The 24,894-nt window shown below is 52.0% G+C and carries 19 protein-coding genes and 1 other annotated feature; of the genes, 16 read left to right on the forward strand and 3 right to left on the reverse strand.

Translation table 11 applies throughout. The annotated features are described in order from the left end of the window. Window positions 1-63 precede the first annotated feature (63 nt). The 12 genes from clpP to ACFSB2_RS09765 all read left to right on the forward strand — a co-directional run bounded on the left by clpP (window position 64) and on the right by ACFSB2_RS09765 (window position 15,055). On the forward strand, window positions 64-657 hold the full coding sequence (clpP, locus tag ACFSB2_RS09710) for an ATP-dependent Clp endopeptidase proteolytic subunit ClpP (RefSeq protein WP_377942837.1): 594 nt from the start codon (window positions 64-66) through the stop codon (window positions 655-657). Between the two features lie 91 nt (window positions 658-748). Next, a complete protein-coding gene (gene clpX, locus ACFSB2_RS09715; protein ID WP_377942838.1) occupies window positions 749-2,023 on the forward strand; it encodes an ATP-dependent protease ATP-binding subunit ClpX in 1,275 nt (424 codons plus the stop codon). Between the two features lie 132 nt (window positions 2,024-2,155). After that, window positions 2,156-3,844, forward strand: a complete 1,689-nt coding sequence (gene lonB, locus ACFSB2_RS09720; protein ID WP_377942839.1) for an ATP-dependent protease LonB — start codon at window positions 2,156-2,158, stop codon at window positions 3,842-3,844. 131 nt (window positions 3,845-3,975) lie between these two features. Next, the gene (gene lon, locus ACFSB2_RS09725) at window positions 3,976-6,411 is read left to right on the forward strand and encodes an endopeptidase La (protein WP_377942840.1); all 2,436 of its coding nucleotides are present in this window, start codon (window positions 3,976-3,978) and stop codon (window positions 6,409-6,411) included. Then, window positions 6,408-7,010, forward strand: a complete 603-nt coding sequence (gene yihA / locus ACFSB2_RS09730) for a ribosome biogenesis GTP-binding protein YihA/YsxC (RefSeq protein ID WP_377942841.1) — start codon at window positions 6,408-6,410, stop codon at window positions 7,008-7,010. Before lon ends, yihA begins: the two co-directional genes overlap by 4 nt. A 103-nt stretch (window positions 7,011-7,113) precedes the next feature. Then, complete coding sequence (hemA, locus tag ACFSB2_RS09735; protein ID WP_377942842.1) at window positions 7,114-8,535, forward strand: glutamyl-tRNA reductase; 1,422 nt, start codon at window positions 7,114-7,116, stop codon at window positions 8,533-8,535. Then, a complete protein-coding gene (gene ccsA, locus ACFSB2_RS09740; RefSeq protein WP_377942843.1) occupies window positions 8,535-9,362 on the forward strand; it encodes a cytochrome c biogenesis protein CcsA in 828 nt (275 codons plus the stop codon). Before hemA ends, ccsA begins: the two co-directional genes overlap by 1 nt. Window positions 9,363-9,378: 16 nt before the next feature. Further along, window positions 9,379-10,293 (forward strand): hydroxymethylbilane synthase, encoded by a 915-nt coding sequence (gene hemC, locus ACFSB2_RS09745; RefSeq protein ID WP_377942844.1) that lies wholly within the window; start codon window positions 9,379-9,381, stop codon window positions 10,291-10,293. After that, a complete protein-coding gene (locus tag ACFSB2_RS09750; protein WP_377942845.1) occupies window positions 10,211-11,077 on the forward strand; it encodes a uroporphyrinogen-III synthase in 867 nt (288 codons plus the stop codon). The genes hemC and ACFSB2_RS09750 overlap by 83 nt, the downstream gene beginning before the upstream one ends. Further along, entirely contained in the window at window positions 11,074-12,066 is a 993-nt protein-coding gene (gene hemB / locus ACFSB2_RS09755; protein WP_377942846.1) for a porphobilinogen synthase, read from the forward strand. Before ACFSB2_RS09750 ends, hemB begins: the two co-directional genes overlap by 4 nt. Before the next feature lie 58 nt (window positions 12,067-12,124). Beyond that, window positions 12,125-13,420, forward strand: a complete 1,296-nt coding sequence (hemL, locus tag ACFSB2_RS09760; RefSeq protein WP_377942847.1) for a glutamate-1-semialdehyde 2,1-aminomutase — start codon at window positions 12,125-12,127, stop codon at window positions 13,418-13,420. Window positions 13,421-13,561: 141 nt separating this feature from the next. Continuing rightward, window positions 13,562-15,055, forward strand: a complete 1,494-nt coding sequence (locus ACFSB2_RS09765) for a hypothetical protein (protein WP_377942848.1) — start codon at window positions 13,562-13,564, stop codon at window positions 15,053-15,055. A gap of 124 nt (window positions 15,056-15,179) precedes the next feature. Here the strand turns inward: ACFSB2_RS09765 and ACFSB2_RS09770 are convergent, their stop codons facing one another. After that, complete coding sequence (locus tag ACFSB2_RS09770) at window positions 15,180-15,341, reverse strand: hypothetical protein (RefSeq protein ID WP_377942849.1); 162 nt, start codon at window positions 15,339-15,341, stop codon at window positions 15,180-15,182. Between the two features lie 173 nt (window positions 15,342-15,514). Between ACFSB2_RS09770 and ACFSB2_RS09775 the strand changes: the two genes are divergently transcribed. The 4 genes from ACFSB2_RS09775 to murC all read left to right on the forward strand — a co-directional run bounded on the left by ACFSB2_RS09775 (window position 15,515) and on the right by murC (window position 21,882). Further along, window positions 15,515-16,018, forward strand: coding sequence for a hypothetical protein (locus ACFSB2_RS09775; protein WP_377942850.1), 504 nt, complete (start codon window positions 15,515-15,517; stop codon window positions 16,016-16,018). A gap of 107 nt (window positions 16,019-16,125) precedes the next feature. Continuing rightward, window positions 16,126-16,327: a binding site (T-box leader), on the forward strand. Window positions 16,328-16,490: 163 nt separating this feature from the next. Next, window positions 16,491-19,148 (forward strand): valine--tRNA ligase, encoded by a 2,658-nt coding sequence (locus ACFSB2_RS09780; protein ID WP_377942851.1) that lies wholly within the window; start codon window positions 16,491-16,493, stop codon window positions 19,146-19,148. Between the two features lie 14 nt (window positions 19,149-19,162). Then, complete coding sequence (locus tag ACFSB2_RS09785; RefSeq protein WP_377942852.1) at window positions 19,163-20,476, forward strand: bifunctional folylpolyglutamate synthase/dihydrofolate synthase; 1,314 nt, start codon at window positions 19,163-19,165, stop codon at window positions 20,474-20,476. Window positions 20,477-20,490: 14 nt separating this feature from the next. After that, complete coding sequence (gene murC / locus ACFSB2_RS09790; protein ID WP_377942853.1) at window positions 20,491-21,882, forward strand: UDP-N-acetylmuramate--L-alanine ligase; 1,392 nt, start codon at window positions 20,491-20,493, stop codon at window positions 21,880-21,882. Between the two features lie 117 nt (window positions 21,883-21,999). Here the strand turns inward: murC and helD are convergent, their stop codons facing one another. Beyond that, a complete protein-coding gene (gene helD, locus ACFSB2_RS09795; RefSeq protein WP_377942854.1) occupies window positions 22,000-24,366 on the reverse strand; it encodes an RNA polymerase recycling motor HelD in 2,367 nt (788 codons plus the stop codon). 296 nt (window positions 24,367-24,662) lie between these two features. Then, on the reverse strand, window positions 24,663-24,857 hold the full coding sequence (locus ACFSB2_RS09800) for a hypothetical protein (RefSeq protein WP_377942855.1): 195 nt from the start codon (window positions 24,855-24,857) through the stop codon (window positions 24,663-24,665). Window positions 24,858-24,894 lie beyond the last annotated feature (37 nt).

Genomic DNA, 24,894 nt, shown 5'->3' on the forward strand with positions numbered 1-24,894 from the left:
GACATGTCACCTTGTCTTGTCACACACAGAGGTATACCTTGATGGTTGATGGGGGGCGGCAGTGTGAGTCTTGTGCCATATGTGATTGAACAAACCAGTCGCGGTGAGCGTTCTTATGACATTTATTCGCGTCTGCTCAAGGACCGAATTGTTTTGCTTGGAACCGCAATTGACGACAATGTTGCAAATGCGATTATTGCGCAACTGCTTTTTCTTGCCGCGGATGATCCAGACAAAGATGTCCAGTTGTACATCAACAGTCCTGGAGGTTCTGTAACCGCAGGACTAGCCATATATGATACCATGCAACATATTCGTCCAGCCGTATCCACGATGTGCGTGGGGATGGCTGCGAGCATGGGCGCATTTTTGTTGGCTGCTGGTGAGAAGGGAAAACGGTATGCACTGCCGAACGCTGAGATTATGATTCATCAACCGCTTGGTGGTGTCGAGGGGCAAGCATCTGATATTCAGATTCATGCCGACTGGATGCTGAAGACCAAGTTTAAATTGAACCAGATTTTAGCTGAGAGGACAGGGCAACCCCTAGAGCGTATTGAACGTGATACGGATCGCGATAACTTTTTATCAGCCGCTGCGGCAGCAGAGTATGGACTGATTGACGAGGTATTGGCAAAAGGGTCCCTGCAAGTGTGATGGTTCAAGGAATACGAGGAGTCGCTTTGGACGGTCGTTTTGTCTAGAACTCAAAGTCGTGGTAACCTCATTCTTGGGGAGGGAACATTTCATGTTCAAGTTTAACGAGGAAAAGGGTCAACTGAAGTGCTCCTTCTGTGGTAAGACACAGGAGCAAGTGCGCAAGTTGGTTGCCGGTCCCGGCGTATACATCTGTGATGAATGTATTGAATTGTGTAACGAAATTGTTGAGGAACAGTTGGGTGAGGAAGAGGATTTCGAACTCAAGGATGTACCTAAACCAACAGAAATCAAATCCATTTTAGATCAATATGTGATTGGGCAGGAACAGGCGAAACGGTCGTTGTCTGTTGCGGTGTACAATCACTACAAGCGAATTAATGCTGGAACGCAAAAAAGTGAAGATATTGAACTTGCAAAAAGTAACATTCTGCTGATTGGGCCGACGGGTAGCGGTAAGACGTTGCTTGCGCAAACACTGGCGAAGATTTTGAACGTTCCTTTTGCGATTGCAGATGCGACGTCTTTGACTGAGGCTGGTTATGTTGGCGAAGATGTCGAAAACATTTTGCTGAAGCTCATTCAGTCAGCGGATTACGACATCGAAAAGGCCGAACGCGGCATTATTTACATCGATGAAATCGATAAAATTGCGCGTAAGTCGGAAAATCCGTCCATCACACGCGACGTTTCTGGTGAAGGCGTGCAGCAAGCGTTGCTCAAAATTCTTGAAGGCACGGTGGCTAGTGTACCGCCGCAGGGGGGCCGCAAGCATCCGCATCAAGAATTTATTCAAATTGACACCACAAATGTATTGTTCATTTGCGGCGGCGCTTTTGACGGGATTGAACCGATTATCAAACGTCGTCTTGGCAGCAAGGTCATCGGTTTTGGCAGCGCCATTGCGGGGCAGGATGCGAAAGACATCGGCATCATGCACAAAGCGCTCCCTGAAGATCTGTTGAAGTTCGGCTTGATTCCGGAGTTCATTGGACGTCTTCCAGTGGTGACGACATTGGACGCATTGGATGAAGCGGCTTTGAAACAGATTCTGACAGAACCCAAGAATGCCTTGGTCAAGCAATTCCAAAAGTTGCTGGATATGGACAATGTCGTGTTGGAATTCCATGAGGATGCGCTTTCGAGCATTGCGACAGAAGCCATTCGCAGGGGCACTGGTGCTCGTGGACTGCGCGCGATTATTGAGTCCATCATGTTGGATGTCATGTACGAATTGCCGTCACGGGATGATATTCAAAAGTGTATCATCACCAAAGAGGCTGCACTGCGGGAAGATACGCCCATCGTGCTCAAAAAGGATGGCAGTTCCATTCCGTTTACGCGCAAATCGGAAGAAACAGCTTGAGGTCTTGTTGCTCGGATAAGTAAAAAAGATTGGCAAAGCGGCGTCCAAAGGGCGCCGTTTTTGGTTTATGTAGGGGTGTGCAAGGAAATACTGGTCATATTGTTTCGTCGATTGTATTGGGGAGGGACATATATGACTGCTGGGATCCTTGCGGCCATCCAGATCTTCTTTGGCATCGTGATCGGGATGTATTTTTGGAATTTGTTAAGGACGCAAAATCACAACAAACATGCAATTGAACGGGAATCTAAAAAAGAGTTGGAAAAGCTTCGTAGAATGCGGTCTATTTCACTGACCGTCCCGCTGGCCGAAAGGACGCGTCCAGCGGTCATCACGGATATCATCGGGCAGAAGGACGCGATTCGTGCGCTTCGAGCGGCGTTGTGCGGCTCCAATCCACAACACGTGATTGTCTATGGACCACCTGGTGTAGGCAAGACGGCCGCAGCGCGAGTCATCATGGAGGAAGCGAAAAAGAACACGTCTTCGCCATTTCGCAGTGATGCGAAATTTGTGGAGCTTGACGCGACCACGGCGCGCTTTGATGAACGGGGCATTGCAGATCCATTGATTGGGGCAGTACATGACCCGATTTACCAAGGCGCTGGCGCGATGGGTGTAGCGGGCATTCCGCAACCGAAGCCAGGGGCAGTGACAAAATCGCACGGTGGCATGTTGTTCATCGACGAAATTGGAGAGTTACATCCAATTCAACTGAATAAGCTGTTGAAGGTTCTTGAGGATCGCAAAGTGTTTCTTGAAAGCGCGTATTACAGCAGCGAGGATACGCATATCCCGGTGCATATTCACGATATTTTCCAAAACGGTTTGCCGGCTGATTTTCGCTTGGTCGGGGCAACTACCCGTTCACCCGAAGAGTTGCCACCAGCGCTTCGATCCCGCTGCGTGGAGATCTACTTTAAATCTCTGTCGCAGGCGGAAATCGCTCAGGTGGTCATCGGGGCAGGCAATAAATTGGGGATGCCCATGGCGGAAAATGTGATTGAAGAAGTGACGCAATATGCCACCAACGGTCGCGATGCGGTCAATATTGTGCAAATGGCCGGCAGTGTGGCGTTGTCCGATGGGCGCAACGAAATTTCGCTAGAGGATGTCCAGTGGGTCATTCAATTCAGTCATATCAGTCCACGACCGGATCGAAAAATATCCGAACAATCTCAGGTTGGCGTTGTCAATGGTTTGGCTGTGTTCGGTCCACAACAGGGCATCTTGTTGGAAATTGAAGTGACGGCTGAAGCGGTCGCTCCTGGCAAGGGTAAAATCATGGTCACTGGCCTTGTAGAAGAGGAGACGATTGGCAGCCGTGAGCGGAGTACGCGGCGCAAGAGCATGGCCAAGGGGTCGCTGGACAACGTATTGACCACGTTAAAGCGTGTGCTGCACGTTGACTGTGCCAATTACGACTTGCATATCAACTTTCCAGGCGGGATGCCTGTGGATGGCCCGAGCGCTGGCATTTCGATGGCAGTTGCCATCTACTCAGCCGTTACAGGCCGCCCCGTTTTGAATACGATTGCCATGACGGGGGAACTCTCAATCCGTGGCTTGATTCGTCCAGTCGGTGGTGTGCCGGCTAAGGTGGATGCAGCGCACGAAGCGGGAGCGACTGTGGTGCTCATTCCGAAAGACAACTGGCAAGAGACGTTTCACCACCTCGACGGGGTGAAGGTTGTGCCTGTCGAACGCTTGGAAGATGCGCTACGTCTGGCCATTGTCGGTGGTCTTGACGATGGTCGCCTTGCATATCGTCCTGATGTATCGGCACCGGCGGTAGATGGCGGTCTGACATCTGCCCAGTAAACAAGTTGCTGAATTCGGACGTCTATTTTGGCAAAATCGAAGTTGATGTGTGTGAAAATTAGACTTCGGTTTCTTCATTTTGTACAATAAAGGCCAATCCGCAAGGAGCGTGTGAAATCGGAGGTGGGAAGATGGCAATCGAACAAAGCGAAACATTGTCGCGCCGTGGCACTTATCCACTGTTGCCCCTGCGCGGTTTGCTCGTCTATCCCTCAATGGTGCTACACTTTGATGTTGGTCGTCCGAAGTCTGTCAACGCATTGGAGCAGGCGATGGTGGATGATAATTTCATCGTGCTGGCTTCACAAGAGGATGGGCAAATTGACGAACCGAAAGCTGAAGATCTATTTCGTGTAGGAACATTGGCTCGCGTGAAGCAGATGTCGAAGTTGCCAAATGGGACCATCCGCGTAGTCGTCGAAGGTTTGTCGCGTGCGCAAATCGACTCGTTTGTCGAGACGGATGATTATTTTAAAGTAAATGTGGAGTTGCACAACGAACCTGACTCAGTGCGAACAACTGCCGAGATGCAGGCGATGATTCGCTCTGTCGCACAGCAGTTTGAGCAGTATGTCAAACTCTCTCGCAAGTTGGATCAAGAAGCATATGCGGCGGTGGTGGATATCGACCATCCTGGGCGATTTGCAGATCTGGTCGCGTCGCAGTTACCGTTAAAAGTGAAAGAAAAGCAAGACATTCTCGAGGCGTTTGACATTGAACTGCGTTTGGAGCGGTTGCTCCAGATTCTTTCGGATGAGCGCGAAGTGCTGGAGCTTGAACGCAAAATTCATCAGCGTGTGCGTAAGCAGATGGAGAAAACGCAAAAGGAATACTATTTGCGTGAACAGATGAAGGCCATTCAACGCGAGTTGGGTGACCGTGAAGGGCGCACGGCGGAAATTGAAGAACTGCGAGCGAAACTCGCCGAGAAGCAGTTCCCGACGAATGTGTACGAAAAGATCGAAAAGGAAATCAATCGACTTGAGCGCATCCCTGCCTCTTCAGCAGAGGGCACAGTGGCACGCACTTACATCGACTGGCTGCTTTGTCTGCCATGGGTGCAAGAGGGCAAAGCGGTCGTTGATTTAGCCCGTGCAGAGCGGATATTGAACGAGGAACACTATGGGCTTGAAAAGATCAAAGAGCGTATCCTCGAATTTATCGCGGTGCAAAAATTGGTGGATAAACAAGCTGGCCCTGTGATTTGCTTGACTGGCCCGCCTGGTGTCGGGAAGACATCGCTGGCGCGCTCCATCGCCAAATCACTGAAACGGCCTTTCGTCCGGGCATCGCTTGGCGGTGTGCGCGATGAGGCGGAAATTCGCGGGCACAGACGGACTTATATCGGCGCGATGCCTGGCAGAATCATTCAGGGGATGAAGCAGGCTGATGTGAGCAATCCGGTCTTTTTGCTCGATGAGATCGATAAAATGGCCAGCGATTTTCGTGGGGATCCTGCATCCGCCATGTTGGAAGTGCTAGATCCAGAGCAAAACAACACATTTTCCGATCACTATATTGAAATCCCGTTTGATCTCTCAAACGTGATGTTCATTACGACGGCGAACAACTTATACCAAATTCCGGCGCCGTTGCGGGATCGCATGGAAGTGATTTCGCTTTCGGGTTACACCGAGATCGAAAAGTTGCATATTGCACGTGCGCACTTGTTGCCGCGCCAACGGGAAAAGCATGCTTTGAAGGGGGATCGGCTGCGCATCAGCGACGAGGTGCTGCAAGAGGCCATCCGCCACTATACGCGTGAAGCTGGCGTTCGCCAACTGGAGCGCGTGATTGCGACCGTTTGCCGCAAGACGGCGCGCATGATTGCTTCAGGCGAACAGAAGCGAATTACAGTGACATCAAACATGCTGCAGACGTTTTTGGGGCCGCACAAGTTTGAGTTTGGCCAGATGGAAGTCGAAGACCAGGTTGGTGTGGTTGCTGGCTTGGCTTGGACGGAAATGGGCGGCGACATGTTGACCATCGAGGTTTCCATTGTGCCTGGCAAAGGCAAGGTGGTCTTGACAGGGCAACTTGGCGACGTGATGAAGGAGAGCGCCCAGACGGCGCTGTCGTATGTGCGATCGCGCGCTCGGCAGTTGCAGATTCCAGCTGACTTTCACGAGAAGGTGGACATTCATGTCCATGTTCCGGAAGGGGCCATTCCGAAGGATGGGCCATCGGCGGGCATCACCATGGCCACCGCGATTGCCTCAGCGTTGACAAATCGGCCTGTCTACCGGGATGTGGCAATGACTGGTGAGGTCACCTTGCGTGGGCGCGTGTTGCCAATTGGCGGGTTGAAAGAAAAGAGCTTGGCCGCGCACAGGGCGGGGATATCGACCATCATCATGCCCAAGGGCAACGAAAAAGACCTCGTGGATATTCCCGAAATCGTGCAGGAACATGTCAAATTCATCCCTGTCGCGCACATGGACGACGTTTTGGCAGTGGCCTTGGGGCCGGAGGGCACCTTGGATGAAAATCATCCACTACACAATGAGGACTGGTTTACAGGCATGTTCTCTGCTGAAAAATTCGGTGGGGAGGAAGCCCATCAGTGATCATTCACAGTTCGACATTTGAAATCAGCGCAGTGCGCCCGAGCCAATGGCCTACGGGTGGACTGCCTGAATTTGCGTTTTTAGGGCGGAGCAATGTCGGCAAATCGACATTGCTCAATCGCCTGCTCAACCGTAAATCGCTCGCGCGCGTCTCCGCCCAGCCTGGGAAGACGCGTCAGATCAATTTCTATCAAATCAATGAACAATTTCGCTTTGTTGATTTGCCTGGCTACGGTTACGCTGCGGTCAGTAAAAAAGAGCGGGCGCAGTTTGCGGCGATGATCGACCGCTATCTCATCGATCGCGAACCGCTGTTGCGCATCGCGCAACTCGTCGACATCCGTCACGCACCTTCCAAGGATGACGTGGAAGTACATGCAGGGTTGCGTACACTGGATGTGCCTTTGATTGTCATCGCCACAAAGGCGGACAAGATTGGCAAGTCGCAGATTGACGCGCATGTTCGCCAGATTCGCAAGGGGTTGCAAACAGATGTGCGCATTTTGCCGGTATCGGCTGAAAAACGCACAGGATTGGAAGAAATTTGGGCAATACTAGAGGCGGATCTCGACAATGTAGTACCAATTGAAGAACCTTAAGTGGTATAAAGAGGATTTTGCCATAGAGGTGTCACAATTACAGCCTGTCTGACGCAATGACAAGTGGTATAATTTCGGGTGGACAAAGAAAGGGGGCAGTACAATGCACATCATGGTTGTTGGCATGAACCATCATACCGCGTCGGTTGAACTGCGTGAGCGCGTGAGTTTGAGCGAGGCGGCGCTAGAGCATGTGTTGACGCAGTTACGCCAGGCGCGCACTGTGATGGAGAGCGTTGTTTTGTCAACCTGTAATCGCACCGAAGTATACGCGCTTGTCAGTAGCGTTCGCGCGGGATCGGATTATCTGTTGACGTTGCTCGCGCAGATTTCCGACATAGAAAAGCGAACCTTGCAAGCGAGCACCTATGTGCTGCAAGGGGAACAAGCGGTCTCGCACGCGATGCGCGTGGCTTCCGGTTTGGATTCCGTGGTCATCGGCGAGACACAGATTCTCGGCCAAATGCGCACCGCTTTTCAAGTCGCTTTTGAGGCAGGCAACACTGGAGCGATGTTCAATCGCTTATTCCGCGAAGTGATTCACACAGGCAAACGTGCGCAAACGGAGACGGGCGTTGGACAAAGTCCCGTATCTGTGAGTTATGCGGCAGTTCAACTGGCAGGCAAAATCCTTGGCGATATGTCGACGCGCACGGCGCTGGTGGTTGGCGCAGGTCATATGGGCGCACTTGCGGTGCAGCACCTGGTTGCGCAAGGTACCCAGCATGTGCTGGTGGCCAACCGAACTGTGGAGCGCGCCGTGGATATCACCAAAGGGAAGAATGCTGCAGCCATCTCGCTTGAAGAGATTCCATCCCATCTCGCGGACGTGGATGTGATTGTCTCGGCGACTGGCGCGCCAGGGTTCACCATTTCCGCTGCGACAATGAAGAAAGCGTTGAAAAAGCACCGCAAGGGTCCAGTTGTCATGGTGGATATTGCGATGCCGCGCGATATTGATCCCGTCATCAGCGGGCAACCAGGCGTCTACCTCTACGATGTGGATGATCTCGCCGGTGTCATTGAAGCCAATCGCCAAGAGCGTCAGCGCCAAGCGGCGATTGTGGAAGAGATGATTGCAGCGGGGGTGGGGGCATTTTCCGATTGGTTGACTGAACAAGAAGTCGTGCCTTTGATTGCGGCGCTTCGCAGCAAAGGACAAGCCATCCAGCATGATGTGATGGACAGCTTGGCAAATAAAATGCCACATATGAGTGAACATGATTTAAAGCTCCTCAATAAGCACACGATGAGTATTGTCAATCAACTTTTGCGGGAGCCGATTCAGAATGTGAAAGAGTTGGCCATTGCCACTGGGGACACAGAGTATGTTGAGATGTTCGCCTATCTGTTTGGTATCGATGAATCCGTGCTTGCTGGCGTCGCCGATGCGGAAAAATGCCTGACAAGAAGGCCGTCGAACCAGAAGGCTGGAACGCTTGTCGAGCTGTTTCAACGCTTGCGCGGCAACTTGCCAGACGACACGACAGATGAGAAGCGCGCGTTACATCCGGTTTTGCGATGATGCATTTTGGTTGGACGCGTTGGCTCTATGATTGGACGGTCATTGCCTATGCAGGCAGTTTAACTTTGTTTTTCAGCGACGTGCTGCAACCCAGTTCCCGGCGGAGTGTAAACCGTATGGCGCTTTTGTTGCTGTTCGTCGCTTTTTTGACTGTGACAGGTTTGTTGCTTGCGCGGTTTCAAATGATGCACATGTTCCCCGCCTATACGCGTTCGGATCTACTCTTGTTGATTGCTTGGATATTGTTGATCACGACACTTGTGCTGGACACTTTTTTTCGAATTGGTCTGGTGCTTTTTTTTACAAACGTCGTTGGTTTTTTTATTTTTTTGCTTGCAGGTTATCAGCCTGGGGGGCAATCTGCAGAGTGGTTTCCGAAACAGGATCTCCTTTTGTTGCATGTCCTTTTGGCGATCTTTAGCGAAACCGCTTTTGCCTTCAGTTTTGCTTTTGCTGTGATGCACATCCTGCAGCACAACAACCTGACACATAAGCGCTGGAACCGTTGGTTTCTTTTGTTGCCATCGCTGGCGCGATTGGACAATTTGTGTTTTGTGTTGACGTCCATCGGTTTTTTTCTGTTGTTTGCGGCCATGGCCGTGGGGTTTGTCTGGGGAAAACTCGTTCTCCACGAGTGGGTGGTTTTTTCCGAGAAAACGATTGTCACGGTTCTGACTTGGCTGATGTACGGGGTGTACTTGTTCCTGCGCGTGCGTGACAAGAGTGGATCGCGCAATATGATGATCTATCAGGTCATTTGTTTCGCAGCGACACTGTTCAATTTGCTGTTTGTCAGCGACGTCACCCCAACACATGATGCGTTCTAAAAAGAGAGGGATACATATGCGGCAAATCCGCGTTGCGTCGCGGCGCAGTCAGCTTGCGATGACGCAGACCAATTGGGTCATCGCAGAATTACAAAAAAGACGGTCGGATTGGTCTTTTGAAATTGTGCCGATCACGACTAAAGGCGACAAAATTCTTGATGTCACATTGTCCAAGGTTGGGGGCAAGGGGCTGTTTGTCACCGAGATCGAGGAGGTATTGACATCAGAGGCGGCGGATATCGCTGTCCACAGCCTCAAGGATGTACCGTTTGAATTGGCCGCAGGTTTACGCTTGGCAGGGATTTCAGCGCGTGTAGATCCACGGGATGCGCTGATTTCGCATCAGGGTCAAACGCTGGTTGAACTGCCACAAGGTGCCGTTGTCGGCACATCCAGTCTGCGGCGTATGGCGCAGTTGAAGGCAAAACGACCGGATCTGCGCATTGAACCACTGCGCGGCAATGTCGATTCGCGCTTGCGTCGCGTGCGCGAAGGGGAATTTGACGCGATTATTTTGGCGGCCGCTGGACTCATCCGGATGGGCTGGGCGGCGGAAATTACAGAGTATCTATCGCCAACTTGCTGCATTCCTGCAGTTGGACAAGGGATTTTGGCCATCGAATGTCGGGAGACAGACCAGGAATTGGTGACAGAATTAGAGGCCTGGACGCACGCGCCTACGCGGCTGCAGGCCACTGCAGAACGCGCTTTGTTGCGCACGCTGCAAGGCAGTTGCCAGGTGCCTATTGCTGGGTATGCCGAAGTGGATGCGGATGGATGTATCACGTTAACCGGGATGGTCGCGGATGCGGATGCAAACCACATCTTGTGGCATCAGGCGACAGGCAGTGAGGCAGAACGCTTGGGGCAAGATGTGGCTGCTGGCTTATTGGCAAAAGGCGCAGATGCATTCCTGCCTGCTGGTCGTTGATATGGATGTGCAAAAAACGGCTTCTGTGCCTGCTTGGCAGGTGGTCGTCACGCAGTCCGGGATGCGGGGAAGAGAACTGACGACACAGCTGTGTCAGCTCTCCATCCCCGCATTTCACTGTCCGATCATTGAAACGGTGGAGCGCCCATTTGCTGAAATTGTGCAGCATCTGTCCCGCTTGCCTGCTGTAGATGGGGTCATCATCACGTCGGCGCCAGCGGCGCGCGTCATGCTCGCTTTACAGAAGCAAATGCCGGATTGGCAATGGCCACAGACAGTTTGCTATTGTATAGGAGAAGCGACGGCGCAAGCGGTGCAACAAGCTGGTGGCAAGACGCGCGTGTTTCCAGGTGTGCGGGACGGTGGCGATCTCGCCGATGCCATGATTGGACTGTGGCCGCGAGGTGGCAAGACGTTTCTCTTTATTCGCGGCGCAAAAGCGCGCACAGAATTGCCCGATAAACTGAGGCACGCTGGCCATCGCGTCGAATCCTTGGTCGTCTACGACACAAAAGCGCAAGCATTACCGGAGCTGGATTGGACAAGCAGACAGGTGATTTGGCTGCTATTTAGCCCGTCAGGTGTACAGGCGCTGTTGTCCAGCTTGCCCAGGTTAGCGAATCTAGCGGCGGCAAAGCGGCATCAGGTGATATCTTTTGGCAGAACGACGACCAATGCGCTTAACGCGGCAGATGTGCCAGTGGCGGCCGTGCCATCTACCATCACGCACGAGGCGTTGATAGAGACGGTATCGGCACTGTATGGACGTTTAAAAAAAGGATGATGGACATGACTTTTCGAAGACACCGCCGTTTGCGTTCAAGTGCAAATATGCGGGCGCTCGTACGTGAAACCAATGTGGATGTACAAGATTTGATCTATCCGATGTTTGTTGAAGAAGGGCTGCAGGGCGTGACGGAGATCGGCGCGATGCCCGGTGTCTCCCACTACGGGATAGACGAGTTTCGCCGTGAAATAGTGCGCATATCCGAGTTGGGTATTCCAGGAATCATCTTATTTGGCATTCCGGCTGAAAAGGATGATTTAGCGTCTTCTGCCTACGCAGAACAAGGTGTCGTTCAGACTGCGGTGCGGGCGGCCAAACAAGAAAATCCAGCGCTGATTGTGATGACGGACGTCTGTCTGTGTCAGTACAACCCAGCAGGCCATTGCGGCCTTGTGCGCGATGGCAAAATCGTCAATGACGCTTCGCTTGAACTGATCGCCAAAACAGCGTTGTCACACGCTGCCGCTGGCGCAGATGTCGTAGCGCCATCCGACATGATGGATGGGCGTGTACAGGCCATTCGCGAGACGCTGGATGCGCATGAATTGACAGATGTGGCGATTCTCTCTTACGCCGTCAAATATTCATCGGCATTCTATGGCCCGTTCCGTGAAGCCGCACACTCGGCGCCATCTTTTGGGGATCGGAAAACATATCAGATGGATCCGGCAAATGTGCGCGAAGGGCTGCGGGAGGCGGCATCGGATGTCGAGGAAGGCGCAGACATGTTGATGGTCAAACCTGCGCTGTCCTATTTGGATGTCATCCAGCGGGTGCGCACGTCGTTTGACGTGCCTGTGGCGACCTACAACGTCAGCGCAGAGTACAGCATGGTCAAAGCGGCTGCGGCACAAGGCTGGATCGATGAAAAATCGATTGTGATGGAAATGATGACGTCGTTCAAACGCGCGGGTGCGGATTTTATTTTGACATATCACGCCCCGGACGTTGCACGTTGGTTGGCCGAAACAAAGGGGACATATTGAGCGCGGCGCCAAGGTGCCGACTTTATTTTCACAGTAGGGGAAGGAGCGTCACGATTCTATGGCAGGACCGAAAGCAACAGCGGCGTTTGAGCAGGCGCTGCAATTGATGCCTGGTGGGGTCAACAGCCCTGTGCGCGCGTTTAAATCCGTAGGGAGTACGCCAATTTTTGCCGATCGCGGTGAAGGACCGTACTTATATGATACAGATGGTCAACGCTATGTCGACTACTTGATGTCGTGGGGGCCGCTCATTTGGGGCCATGCGCATCCTGAAATTGTCCAAGCCATTCGCTCTGCAGCCGAACGTGGCACGAGCTTCGGCCTGCCGACAGAGTTGGAGACGGCGATGGCGCAAAAAGTGATTCAATTGCTGCCTTCTCTTGAAGTCGTTCGCATGGTGAACAGCGGGACAGAGGCGACGATGAGCGCCATCCGCCTGGCACGCGCAGCGACAAAGCGGTCGTACGTGGTCAAATTTGTGGGTTGCTATCATGGTCACGCAGATCAGTTTTTGGTGAAAGCAGGTTCTGGTGTGGCTTCACTGGGGTTGCCTGACAGCCCGGGTGTCCCGAAAGAGATTGCAGAGCGCACCATTGCCATTCCTTACAACGACATCGATGCCTTGCGCGACTTATTCTTGACGCGCGGTGAGGAGATTGCAGCTGTCATTGTCGAGCCTGTGGCCGGAAATATGAACTGTGTACTGCCGAGACCCGGTTATTTGCAGGCGGTCCGAGAACTGACGAGATCGTACGACGCGTTGTTGATTTTTGACGAGGTCATCACGGGATTTCGCGTCGGATTGTCAGGCGCGCAGGGCCGATTTGGCATTCAACCGGATTTGACGACTTTTGGCAAGGTGATCGGCGCTGGCTTACCGGTTGGCGCATACGGTGGCCGTCGCGACTTGATGGAGATGATTGCGCCGAGCGGCCCTGTATATCAAGGTGGAACGTTATCTGGCAATCCGTTGGCGATGTCGGCTGGGCTGGTTTCGCTCAATATGCTAGAACAGGCGGCAAATGATGGATTGTACGAACGCATGGAGCAGTATGGGAATCAGGTGGTCGAACAGTTTCTGCGCCTAGGTCAAGCGCGCGGACTGCCTGTCTATGGACATGCCATCGGTGGCATGTACGGTTTGTTTTTCCACGAAGGCCCTGTTTATGATTTCGCCGATGTCTGTACCAGCAACGTGGAGTTGTACGTTCAGTTTTTCCATTCCATGTTGGCGAAGGGCGTTCTATTCGCGCCGTCAGCGATGGAATCGGCTTTCGTGTCGGCTGTGCACACGGAAACGGAACTGAACGCGACGTTGGATGCGATGGAACGCGCGTTTGCCGAATTGAAATAAGGGTGCGGCTTGCCTGAGCGTTCAGCGGACTGATTTTTATTTTGCCTATATTGGCGGGGATAATCGCGCCTGTTCGACATATGTGTGCCTTGTTGTACATACATTGGTGATGGAATCTTGCCGTGTGAGGGAGGGACTCAAATGTCGGAACAAGGTCGCGACCCACTGATCCGGTTACCGATTGATCAAGAGGTTTTCATGGAGGCTGTCAACCAAAACGACACATTGGAAGATGCAACCGTCACGACGGAAGTGGTGTCGTTTCAGCGGGATGGCGAGGCCTATGAACTGGAAGGCGCAATCGTATTTGCGGGTTATTTGCGCAATCCGGAACAGACAGCTGACACGTCGTATTCGCTTGGCGTAGAAGATGAGACGGAAGATACGGTTGAACATGTCCACCATCGGATGCCGTTTATTTTACGTGTGCCGATCTCGGCGCAGGGCACCGGGATTGTCAACGTAAAAAGCCGATTGTCTGGGTGGGCGCTCGACGTCGTTGGCGACAAGTGGCTCAACGTCAAAGGTGTGCTTGAAATCCACGGTTTGGTCGGGGATGAAGGCTACCATTTTCGCTGTGGCGCACAAGAAGATGGGAATCTGTTTTTCAACGCTGTCGATGAAACAGTGGAGGACAGCGCAGCGAATGTAGATGTGGCGTTCGTTGAAAATGAAGCGCCAGCAGCGGAAGCTGTTGAAGAGACGCTGGCGCAACCGACGGAAACCCGCGAGGAATCCGCGGAAATGGATGAACAGAACGGTGAAATTCAAGATCAGCCTGTCGCACAGAGCGACGAACGGGAATTGACCGCAGTTGGCGCCACAGAGGATCTCTGGCGCGGCGTGCCGGACGACGATGAACAGAACCCCAGCAAACCCACAGAAGAAAGCTCAGCACATCACGATTCGACAGAGGATGCGCGGCGTGTCGCAGCAAACGACGCATTGGAGAATGTGAGTGAGGCGCGTGGTGGGCATGGATGGGCGGATGGAGAGTCGAACGACAAGCAGGATGACAGGTCAGCCGCTGTGGCACAGCCCACATCGCCCAAAGAAACAGTTCGTCAAGAGCTGGCCAACCTGGACAGATATTTCGTTCCGCAGTCGGAGACAGAGGATGCGCAGAATGAAACAAACTCGTTCGCTGCAGAGCCTGCGCAACGGTCGGAAACAACGCCGGTTGCCTCGTTCGAATTTGAGCATCAAATTGACGACGAACATGCGTTAGGTGCAGAAACCGCCGTTGAGGATGAACAGCCAGCCGATTTGCGCGGTGACGAATCCTGGATGCCGAAATTCACCATTTCTGGCGCCGTAGCGACGGAAGACACAGAGGAATCAGAAGCGGAAGCGCCAAGTGATGAGGTCCGTCACGAAATGCCGACGTCAGCCGAGTCTGTAACCAAGAGTGAACTGTGGTCGTTTGTCGACTTTAACGGCCCAGAACCGCACTATACGCTGCGCTACGTCGTGGTGATGGAAGATGAGACGCTTGAGGCGGTCGCAGATAGGTGCAGTTGCAGCACGACGGAATTACAGCGTGTCAACAATTGGCTCGACGGTCAGGTGACACCGGGGCAAGCGCTGCAGATTCCAATCACGCCGCCGCTTTCGTTGCCACACGTGTCGCTGTAAGACAAAGCAGCTACGCCATGAAATCGAGCATCCTCATAGGGGCGACGAATCCACTGTATTCGTCGCCCCTATGGTTGTGCCAGCGTAGATGTGATGTGGTCATGTATGCCGGGCAAATCGCGCGCTAGGGCCCACCAATGAACATGGCGACAAAGACGATAAACAAGAGCATTAAAATGAGCAAGTCGAGGGCACTAGGCCATAGGATCGCGCGGAGGAACAAAAGAAATATGGCAAGTGCTAAAAGCAGTTTGACAAATCGCAGGAGTGAGTAGAAAAAGCCCACTGCGGAACCTCCTTCCAGGCCATCTGTACATGTATATGCCAGAGACCCTGGTTGGTATTTGTCCTGTGACAAGCATGATTGTATTTTGCTAAGATGAAGAGCACAGGCGCGTGTCAACGTTTTGCGAGAATGCGCACTTGCCTGTAACACAGTGGGAGGTTTGGAGGAAAAGCATGGAGAGAAGGGCGCAGCAAGGGATTTGGCATGGCTGGTATTGGCGGTTTGGCAGTGTGACCGTGATTGTCCTGGCCATATTGGAAATTGTGGCTTTTTATCTATCCAAGGGGCACTACTCGTTCATTATGAGTGGTGAGTTCGCGATGTTTGTCAGTGCTCTCTTGGTTGTGCAACGCGCGAAACAGCACCGCACGTTGAATGTGCTCATCGCGGTTCTTGCAACGTATATCATCAATCTCATCTTCCAGTTGACCTTGGACTATGCCGGGTCAATGCACTATGGCGTGCGCAGCTTTATCCAACAGAATGCGGTGATTGGTTTCATTGGCATTCTGTTTTGTGTCATCTATGCGAGAACCACGGCTTGGTCAGATAAACGCCGCCGGCAAGTCGATGAAAAGCGGCGCGAGAAACAAGCGACAACAGAAGAGACGCATGAAATGGTTCAGCAGCGCGTTCACCGCGTCAAAAAGAAGCGCGGACGTGGCAAACGCAATTAAACCGTAGTGGACAAGCTGGTTTCACACAAAAAGAATTTGGAAGAATGCCAGTTCCCTTGACAACATCGGAAATATTTTCGTACTATACATGACATCAAACTGAAGTCTGAACGGCTGTGACAGGAAAGAGTAGGGTTTACGTGAATGCCCAGAGAGGGTGCGGAGTGCTGAAACGCGCCTCATTCACCAGCCTGAACGTCGTCCTTGAGCTGATTATCCGGGTCATCCCGTTATCGATGTCGAGCGTTTTGGCAAGCTGATGGCTTGTTAAAAAATTCAGGTGGTACCGCGGAGCCTTCCGTCCTGAGGACTGAGGGCTCTTTTTTGTGCCGATTTACGTCGGCGTTTCGCAATCCCTGCCGCCTTTTCTCCGGCACAGGATACTGGGATTGACTGCGACACGGTCAGTCCAAACAGTCCGAGTGTCAGAATGCAACAGACCGGCGGCATAGAGAAAATGGAGGGTGTATTTATGACCAAGCCAGAACAGCGCACCTTGTCCACTGTATATGATCCCAAACAGGTGGAAAAGCGAACTTATGAATACTGGGAGAAAAACGGACATTTCACAGCAGGCAAACACCCAGAGCGCCCACCGTTTGCCATTGTGATGCCGCCGCCGAATGTCACAGGCGTCCTGCACCTTGGCCATGCCCTTGACAACACATTGCAGGACATCACCATCCGCTACAAGCGTATGCATGGGTTTGACGCCTTATGGGTGCCAGGGACGGATCACGCTGGGATTGCCACACAGGCGCGCGTGGAAAAGGCGATTCAGGAGACAGAGGGCAAATCTCGTCACGATCTCGGCCGCGACGCGTTCGTCGAACGCGTTTGGGCGTGGAAAGAGGAGTACGGCGACGCCATCACGAGTCAAATTCGCGCATTGGGGGCGTCATGTGATTGGTCGCGCCAGCGCTTTACGATGGACGAGGGGTTATCTCAAGCCGTACGGGAAGTGTTTGTCCGACTATATGAAAAACAGCTGATCTATCGCGGCAATCGTATCATCAACTGGTGTCCGCGCTGCGCCACTGCGCTTTCTGACATCGAAGTGGAGCACCAGGATGTTGCTGGAACACTCTATCATGTCCGTTATCCGCTGGCAGATGGCGAGGGCGAAGTGGTCATTGCGACGACACGGCCGGAAACGATGTTTGCCGACGTCGCCATCGCTGTTCATCCCGATGATGAACGTTATCAAAACATGATCGGCAAAACAGTGCGTCTGCCTTTGACTGATAGAGACATTCCCGTGATTGCGGATGATTATGTCGATATGGAGTTTGGCACAGGTTGCCTGAAGATCACGCCTGCGCATGATCCCAACGACTTTGAGGTCGGCAATCGTCACGATTTGCCGCATTTGCAGTGCATTGATGCAGATGGCCGACTCAATACGCTGGCTGGCGCATTCGCCGGTCTGTCTCGGGAAGAAGGGCGCACACAAGTCGCCAACGCGCTGGAAAGCGAAGGGTATCTCGTGCAGAGAGAGCAAATTGAACACGCAGTGGGTCACTGCAGTCGTTGCGACACCGTAGTGGAACCGTATCTGTCTGATCAATGGTTTGTCCGCATGGAGAAGCTGGCGGCCCGCGCGCTGGATGGTTTCAACCGAGGGGATTTGCAGTTTGTGCCGAGCCGCTTTGGCAAAGCTTTCACTCGTTGGATGGAGGATATGCGCGATTGGTGTATTTCACGCCAACTTTGGTGGGGCCACCGCATTCCCGCTTGGTACTGTGACGATTGTGGTGAAATCAGCGTCGCCAAAACGGACTTGGTTCGTTGTTCCCACTGTCAATCCGAGCGGATTCGCCAGGATGAAGATGTGCTCGATACTTGGTTCTCTTCCGCGCTGTGGCCGTTTTCGACGCTGGAGTGGCCAAATACAGAAGCGGCAGATTTCAAACGCTATTATCCGACCAGCGCCCTGATGACCGGCTACGATATTTTGGGCTTCTGGGTGGCGCGCATGGTCTTTATGGGGCTCGAATTTACGGATGAGATGCCGTTTAAAACCGTTGTATTACACGGGTTGGTTCGCGATGCGCAAGGGCAGAAGATGTCGAAGAGCAAGGGGAATGGGGTCGATCCCATTGCCGTGATCGACCAATACGGTGCGGACGCACTGCGCTTTATGCTGGCGACATCCACATCGCCTGGGAACGATCAACGGTTTACCTGGGACAAAATTGAAGGTGCGCGCAATTTTATCAACAAGATATGGAATGCTTCGCGTTTCGTGGCAATGAATCTACCGGCAGATTTCACACCGGCTCTGTTGACAAAGGCGCAACTGGATGTGGCGGACAGATGGATTTTGCATCGCCTGTCGGAGACGGTGGCGGCCGTGACGCACCACTTGGATAGCTATGATTATGGGGAAGCGGCTCGGGCAATGTATGACTTTGCCTGGGATGACTTTTGCGATTGGTATATCGAATTTTCCAAGATCGCGCTGTACGGCGAGGATGAAGCCCGCAAAGCTGTGGTGCAGACGTTGCTCCATCGCGTCTTGACGTCGCTCATCACATTGCTCCATCCGTATATTCCGTTTGTCACGGAGGAGATCTGGCAAGCGTTGCCGAACACTAATGGAGCGCTGATTTTGTCGAATTGGCCGGAAGCGGAGCCGGATTTGGCAGATGAAGCGGCTGTTGCGCAGATGAACTTGGTCATGGATGCCATCCGTGCGGTGCGCAACGTGCGCGCGGAATTGCATGTCGCGCCAAGCAAACCGATTCCCATGCAGATCAATTGTGAGAATGAAGATGTTGCTACGCTGTTTGAGACGGTGCAAAAAGATATTGCCCGTTTCTGCAACAGTGATGCTTTGACCATCGTGGTCGGCGGCGACGCGCCGGCAAAATCGGTGACCCAAATCGTGAGCGGCGCGCAAATCCACATTCCACAGGCGGGTTTGATTGACATAGAAGCGGAGATTGGCCGCTTGAACAAAGAAGCACTGCGATTAAAGGGCGAAGTCGAACGGATTGAAAAGAAACTCGGCAATGCCGGATTTGTGGCCAAGGCACCAGCGGATGTCGTGGCAAAAGAGCGGTCAAAAATGGAAGACTACGAGCAGAAATTGGCTGCAGTGCAGGCGCGGATACAAGACTTGTCATAATGTAGGTGTGAGCTTTGAACATTGAGGAGACGCAGGATTGGTTTTCCACATTGCGCCGGTTTGGCATCAAACCAGGCCTCGAACGAACGACGCGTGTATTGGCGGCTTTGGGCAATCCAGAAAAGGGGTTGCGTTTTTACCATGTAGCAGGCACCAACGGCAAAGGTTCCGTCTGCGCGATGCTCTCCGCCATGTTGCGTGCCACAGGAGCCCGGGTCGGCGTCTATACGTCACCTGGGTTGGCTGGATTTAATGGGCGCATGACCATCGATGGACAGCGCATCGAAGATGATGAATTCGCCCGCTATGCCGCTTGTGTGCGTGATGTGATGGAAGCTGACGGGGGGGAAGATCCCCTCACAGAGTTTGAAGTGCTGACGGTGATGGCGCTCTTGTACTTTGCAGCGGCCGCTGTCGATGTGGTGGTGTGGGAGACAGGGCTTGGCGGCCGTTATGATGCCACCAACGTGGTCACGCCCTGTGTCACCGCCATTACAAATGTTTCTTACGATCACGTCCAGATTTTGGGGCCCACATTGACTGATATTGCATTTGACAAGGCAGGTATCATCAAACATGGGGTTCCGGTTGTGACCGGAGCAGACGGTGAAGCGTACCGTATGATAGAGCAAGTTGCAAAAACACAGGGCGCGCCGTTGATGCGTCTCACGCGAGACTTTTCACTGGTGCGCACGGGCCAAACAGGCCTCTCCCAGACGGGGTATTATCGTGGTTTGCACCGGGATACAGCTGAAGTGAACTTGTCGTTGTTTGGCCGTCACCAACTGGCCAACGCCGCGGTTGCACTTGCGATGTTGGAGACTCAAATTGACAACCGTGAGACAGACCATTGGGCGCGCGCCATCGCTGCGCTGCCAACGGTGCGCTGGCCGCTTCGGTTTGAAGTGTTCAGAGGGGCAAGTGGTCCCGTTGTGCTCGATGGTGCACACAATCCAGGCGCGGCATTTCAGCTTTCCCGTGCGTTGACGGATTTTTCTGTGTCACAGGGGAGCCAAAATGAATGGAGTATGTTGATAGGTGTGTTGGCTGACAAGGATGTCACACCGATGTTGCGGAGCATGTTGCCACATGCCAAAGATGTGATCATTTGTCGACCCAATCATGTACGTGGAGCAGATCCTGCAGACATTCGTGCGTCTGTCCACATGTTGCGTCCCGACTTGCCGGTTCGCGTGATTGAAAACGTTCATGAAGCGACAAGTGTGGCAGTTCGGGAAGCAGACGCATTGGTTATTTGGGGATCTCTGTATATGGTGGAGCAGGCGAGGGAAACTATTTCAAAACTGGAAATGAACTACTGGATATGAGGACGGTGAGGCGCGTGCGCGGTTCAGAACACGTGCATTTTGTAGGCATCGGTGGTTACGGGATGAGCGCCATTGCTCGCGTCATGTTGGATTTGGGCTATCAGGTCTCCGGATCTGATGTTTCTTGTCAAGAGCTGACAGAGCGGTTAGCCGCGCGTGGAGCGCAAGTGTTTTACGGGCATGAAAAAAAGCAAGTGCATGGAGCTGACATCGTCGTACACAGCACTGCTGTGCATGCGGACAACGTGGAATTACTCGAGGCCAAAGCGTGTAATATTCCCGTGATCCATCGCTCCGAAATGCTCGCTCGCCTGATGGCGGATCGGGTGGGGGTAGCTGTCACCGGTGCACATGGAAAGACGACAACCACGTCGATGATCGCTTATATGATGGAGCGAAATCATCTGGATCCAACGTTTGTCATTGGCGGGGTCGTATCGAACATTGGCGACAACGCGAAAGCGGGCGGCGGGCGTTTTGTCGTAGCTGAAGCGGATGAATCGGATGGCTCATTTTTGCACTACCGTCCCTCTATCGCTGTCGTCACAAATATTGAAGCGGATCATCTCGAACATTATGACGGTCAGTTTGAAAATCTGCGCAATGCGTATCGAACGTTTATTCAACAGATCCCGGCAGACGGATTGGCCGTGTTATCTGCGGATGACCCGCACTTGCGGGAATTGAAATCGGAGGCAGAGGCGCGTGTCATCACGTACGGTTTTGCCGATGATGCGGATGTGCAGGCTAAAAACGTACAACTGCTGGATCGAACGAGCGTTTCTGAAATTTATGCGGATGGAGAATTCGTCGGTCGGTTGATGTTGCCTGTTCCGGGTCAACACAATGTGCATAACGCGCTTGCCGCCTACGTGGTTGGACGCGAAGCAGGGCTTACGTTTACCCAAATCGCGATGGCGCTCGCCGAATTTCATGGCGCAAAACGGCGCTTTCAAGTCGTTGCCGAGAAAAATGACATCTTGATCATCGACGATTATGCGCATCATCCAACCGAGATCAGTGCGACCATCGCCGCGGCGAAAGCGACGCAACGCAGAATCGTAGCCGTTTTTCAACCGCAGCGATACACTCGCACTTACTTTTTGTTTGATGCTTTTGCGAAATCGTTCAAGGATGCCGATGAAGTGATTATTTCAGACATATATTCTCCTGCTGGAGAAGCGCAGATTGAGGGCGTGACTGCGGAAAAGTTAGCACAGGAAATTCGCGTCCAAAGCAATGAACATACGCGTTATATTGCCAGTAAAGATGAAATCGTAAAATACCTTCTGGGAATGGTTCAACCAGGAGATCTGATATTGACGATGGGCGCCGGAGACATCTGGAAAGTGGCGGAATGGGTTGGCGAGGGCCTCGAATATCCGTCTTCACAGGCGCTGGTTTAACTCGCACCAAATGTTTGAGGCACGAAAAACGTGAGCGCACCCCTTCGGTTGTTGGGGTGCGCTCACGTTTTTTGTTGGGTGGCCCATGGACGGCTTACAATTGTGCCAACGATATCCTTATGAAGGATTGGCGAGTTTGTTGTATGTGAAGGTGTCGCTGGGTTGAGTGCGAATGAACGGACTCATCTCGCCTAGCGTGTATATTTGCAAGCGGTGCATCGCCCTCGTGCACGCAGTGTAGAACAATTTGCGTTCATGTGCTTGGTGGTATTGATTGGTTGATCCATCGTAAATGATGACTGCGTCAAACTCTACACCTTTGGCGAGATACGCTGGAATCACCAGTGTCTGTTTATCAAAGGTGGGTGTGAATTTGGTCACCAGGTGAAGCTGAATTTGTTTTTGCAGCGCTGCATATGCGTCCGCACTCTCACTGGCCGTCTTGCAAATGATGGCGATGGATTTGTATCCATCCTTACTCAGTTGTTCAATCTCCGCGACAATGCCACTATGCAATGCCTCGCGGGTTTCCACTGCGGTCACCTGTGGCTTGTCGCCATGTCGATTAAACGGCTCGATTTCCGATCCGCCAGGTATCATGCCGCGTGTAAATTCCACAATTTCGCGTGTTGACCGATAACTTCGCGTCAGGCGGATAGTCTCACTGTGCTCTGGACCATACAGATAGGGCATGGTGTCCAGTCTGTCTAGAGATGACATGTGTGCGTAAATCGCCTGATTTAAGTCGCCAAGCGCGGTCATTTTGGCCCGCGGGAACAGTCGCTTTAAGAAGGCAAACTGAAATGGCGAATAATCTTGCGCTTCATCGATAAAGACGTGGCGAACTGCAGTATTGGTCCGCATGCCGAACATGATTTCTTTCAAATAGAGAAATGGGGTGGCATCTTCATAGGCAAGCGATGCTTCATCCAGTCTCGCAATCGTCTGTTGGCAAATGATTGACCAATCGTCAGGCAGTGCGGCGTCGCCAATGAGTCGTGTAAATAGCTGTTGGTCGGAGAACAACTGCGTATACAGCGCTTTGACATCGACGAATTCAAATTGTTTGATCCACTTACGCAGGGGCTTAAGCCGTTTTTGTATCACCATTCGGGATAACAGTTGTTTTTCTTGTTCAAAGTCATCAAATGTGATGTCTTTGCCTTTTTGCGTTCGAAGCAATTTTTTGTAAGCGCGATCATACTCATCCGCGTCCAGCAGTTCGATTTCTGTTTCGACCCATTCGGTATCCAATTGGCTTTCGACGAAGTCGGTCAACGTGTTGAGCAACCATTCGCAAATCAGTTCGATGCGGTTGATCAACTGAATGGACGGATCAAAATCGTAGAAGTGTGTTTTGATCTGCTCGGCGGTGATGATGATCTCATTTTCAAACTTGACGGGATAAAAGACCATTCCACTCTGTTCCAGAACCTCTTTATAAGTTGAAACCATGTTTAAAAAATCAGTAGAAGCCTTAAACTGAATGCCGTTGATGCGCGCCTGATAGTCCGGCGTATCGACGGCGGTCAATATATATTCGATTTGCGCAAATGGATCCTCTACTTGAAATTCAGCACCAAGCCGGTGCTCCAAATATTCCTGGAATGTCGTTTGTTGCATATTTTCCTCACCGAGTTCGGGCAGCACGGTGGAGACATAGCTGTTGAACATCGGGTTGGGAGAAAACAAGACCATTTGGTCCGCCTGTAAGGTTTTGCGATACTTATATAGAAGATAGGCCACGCGCTGTAGGGCGGCCGATGTCTTGCCGCTGCCTGCGGCCCCTTGGACGATCAACATTCTGCTTTGGTCATTGCGGATAATCCGGTTTTGTTCACGCTGAATGGTGGCGACAATGCTTTTCATTTGGGCGTCCGAATGGCGACTCAGCGCTTGCATGAGCAACTCGTCGCCAATGGTCACGCCGCTGTCAAACATCAGCTGGATGTCCTTGTTGCGGATGACGTATTGTCGCTTCAATGACATATCACCTGTCACTTCGCCAAAGGGCGCCTGAAATGTCGCAGGACCTGGGATGTGATCATAGTACAGGCTAGCTATCGGCGCACGCCAGTCATAGACCAGAAATGTGTTCTCGTCCTGATTTCTAAACGATGTGATGCCGATGTAAATCTGTTCAGTCTCCTGTTCGCCATGTTCTTGAAAATCAATCCGTCCGAAGTAAGGAGCGTCTACCAGACGGGTTAATTGCTTGAGCGTCGCTGCGGAATGACGATACCGCCGTTCGCGTTCCGAGAGGATTTCAGCTTGTTGCCGAATGCTGAAATGGGTCTCGATGATGTCCTCTGTAGTCCCTATATTGATGGTCACTTCGTCCCAAAAATTTTTGCGGATATCGATGACATCGCTTTTGATTTTGCCAACTTCATTTGTCAATTGCTCGATTCGTTCCTGAATTTGGTTCGTAACATCCAGCACGCGACTCTTTTCTTCGTGCCAGTCTTGTTCAGTGATACCCATGGAATCGCTCCTATTCGAATGGGATGAGATGGATTGTAAAAGGGTACTTGACAATTCGGAGTAGCCATAGTACACTTTTTACAAGTAGTATTATGGTTTTTTGAATTTGGTTTGGCTCGTTTTTAAATCATAGCATTTCAGCCTTCGCAGATCAATGCAGAAGGTTTATTTTGTTGCTGGAGTTTAGATATTGGTTGTTCATGAAGGAAAATGGGTTGTTTTAAAACAAAAAGGCTCAGTCCACCAATGTGTGGTCTGAACCTTTTTTATTTCATGAGTAGGTAAACCGTTTTGACTCAGCGGTCATCTCGATGTGGCCAACGCGGGCGGCGTCCCCGTGCCGCTGCTGCTCGAGCGTACAGATAATACGCTGCCGCTAACACCAAAGCAAGAAATGCCAGTTTGATGAAAAAGACAAGAAACGCCGATAGTACAAACAAGAGCACGATAAACAAAATGGCTGAAATCAAAAACGAGGGTCGGTTATACATACCAACATCCCTCCAAGAATGGTTGTCCAATAAACAC

The sequence above is a fragment of the Alicyclobacillus fodiniaquatilis genome, assembly GCF_042678105.1.
GTDB classification, from domain to species: Bacteria; Bacillota; Bacilli; order Alicyclobacillales; family Alicyclobacillaceae; genus Alicyclobacillus; species Alicyclobacillus fodiniaquatilis.

Bases quoted from the DNA above. Each gene is read 5' to 3' on its own strand.
- clpX (WP_377942838.1), top strand. From the start codon at position 749: ATGTTCAAGTTTAACGAGGAAAAGGGTCAACTGAAGTGCTCCTTCTGT.
- lonB (WP_377942839.1), top strand. From the start codon at position 2,156: ATGACTGCTGGGATCCTTGCGGCCATCCAGATCTTCTTTGGCATCGTG.
- lon (WP_377942840.1), top strand. From the start codon at position 3,976: ATGGCAATCGAACAAAGCGAAACATTGTCGCGCCGTGGCACTTATCCA.
- hemA (WP_377942842.1), top strand. From the start codon at position 7,114: ATGCACATCATGGTTGTTGGCATGAACCATCATACCGCGTCGGTTGAA.
- ccsA (WP_377942843.1), top strand. From the start codon at position 8,535: ATGCATTTTGGTTGGACGCGTTGGCTCTATGATTGGACGGTCATTGCC.
- hemC (WP_377942844.1), top strand. From the start codon at position 9,379: ATGCGGCAAATCCGCGTTGCGTCGCGGCGCAGTCAGCTTGCGATGACG.
- hemB (WP_377942846.1), top strand. From the start codon at position 11,074: ATGATGGACATGACTTTTCGAAGACACCGCCGTTTGCGTTCAAGTGCA.
- hemL (WP_377942847.1), top strand. From the start codon at position 12,125: ATGGCAGGACCGAAAGCAACAGCGGCGTTTGAGCAGGCGCTGCAATTG.
- ACFSB2_RS09765 (WP_377942848.1), top strand. From the start codon at position 13,562: ATGTCGGAACAAGGTCGCGACCCACTGATCCGGTTACCGATTGATCAA.
- ACFSB2_RS09775 (WP_377942850.1), top strand. From the start codon at position 15,515: ATGGAGAGAAGGGCGCAGCAAGGGATTTGGCATGGCTGGTATTGGCGG.
- ACFSB2_RS09780 (WP_377942851.1), top strand. From the start codon at position 16,491: ATGACCAAGCCAGAACAGCGCACCTTGTCCACTGTATATGATCCCAAA.
- helD (WP_377942854.1), bottom strand. From the start codon at position 24,366: ATGGGTATCACTGAACAAGACTGGCACGAAGAAAAGAGTCGCGTGCTG.
- ACFSB2_RS09800 (WP_377942855.1), bottom strand. From the start codon at position 24,857: ATGTATAACCGACCCTCGTTTTTGATTTCAGCCATTTTGTTTATCGTG.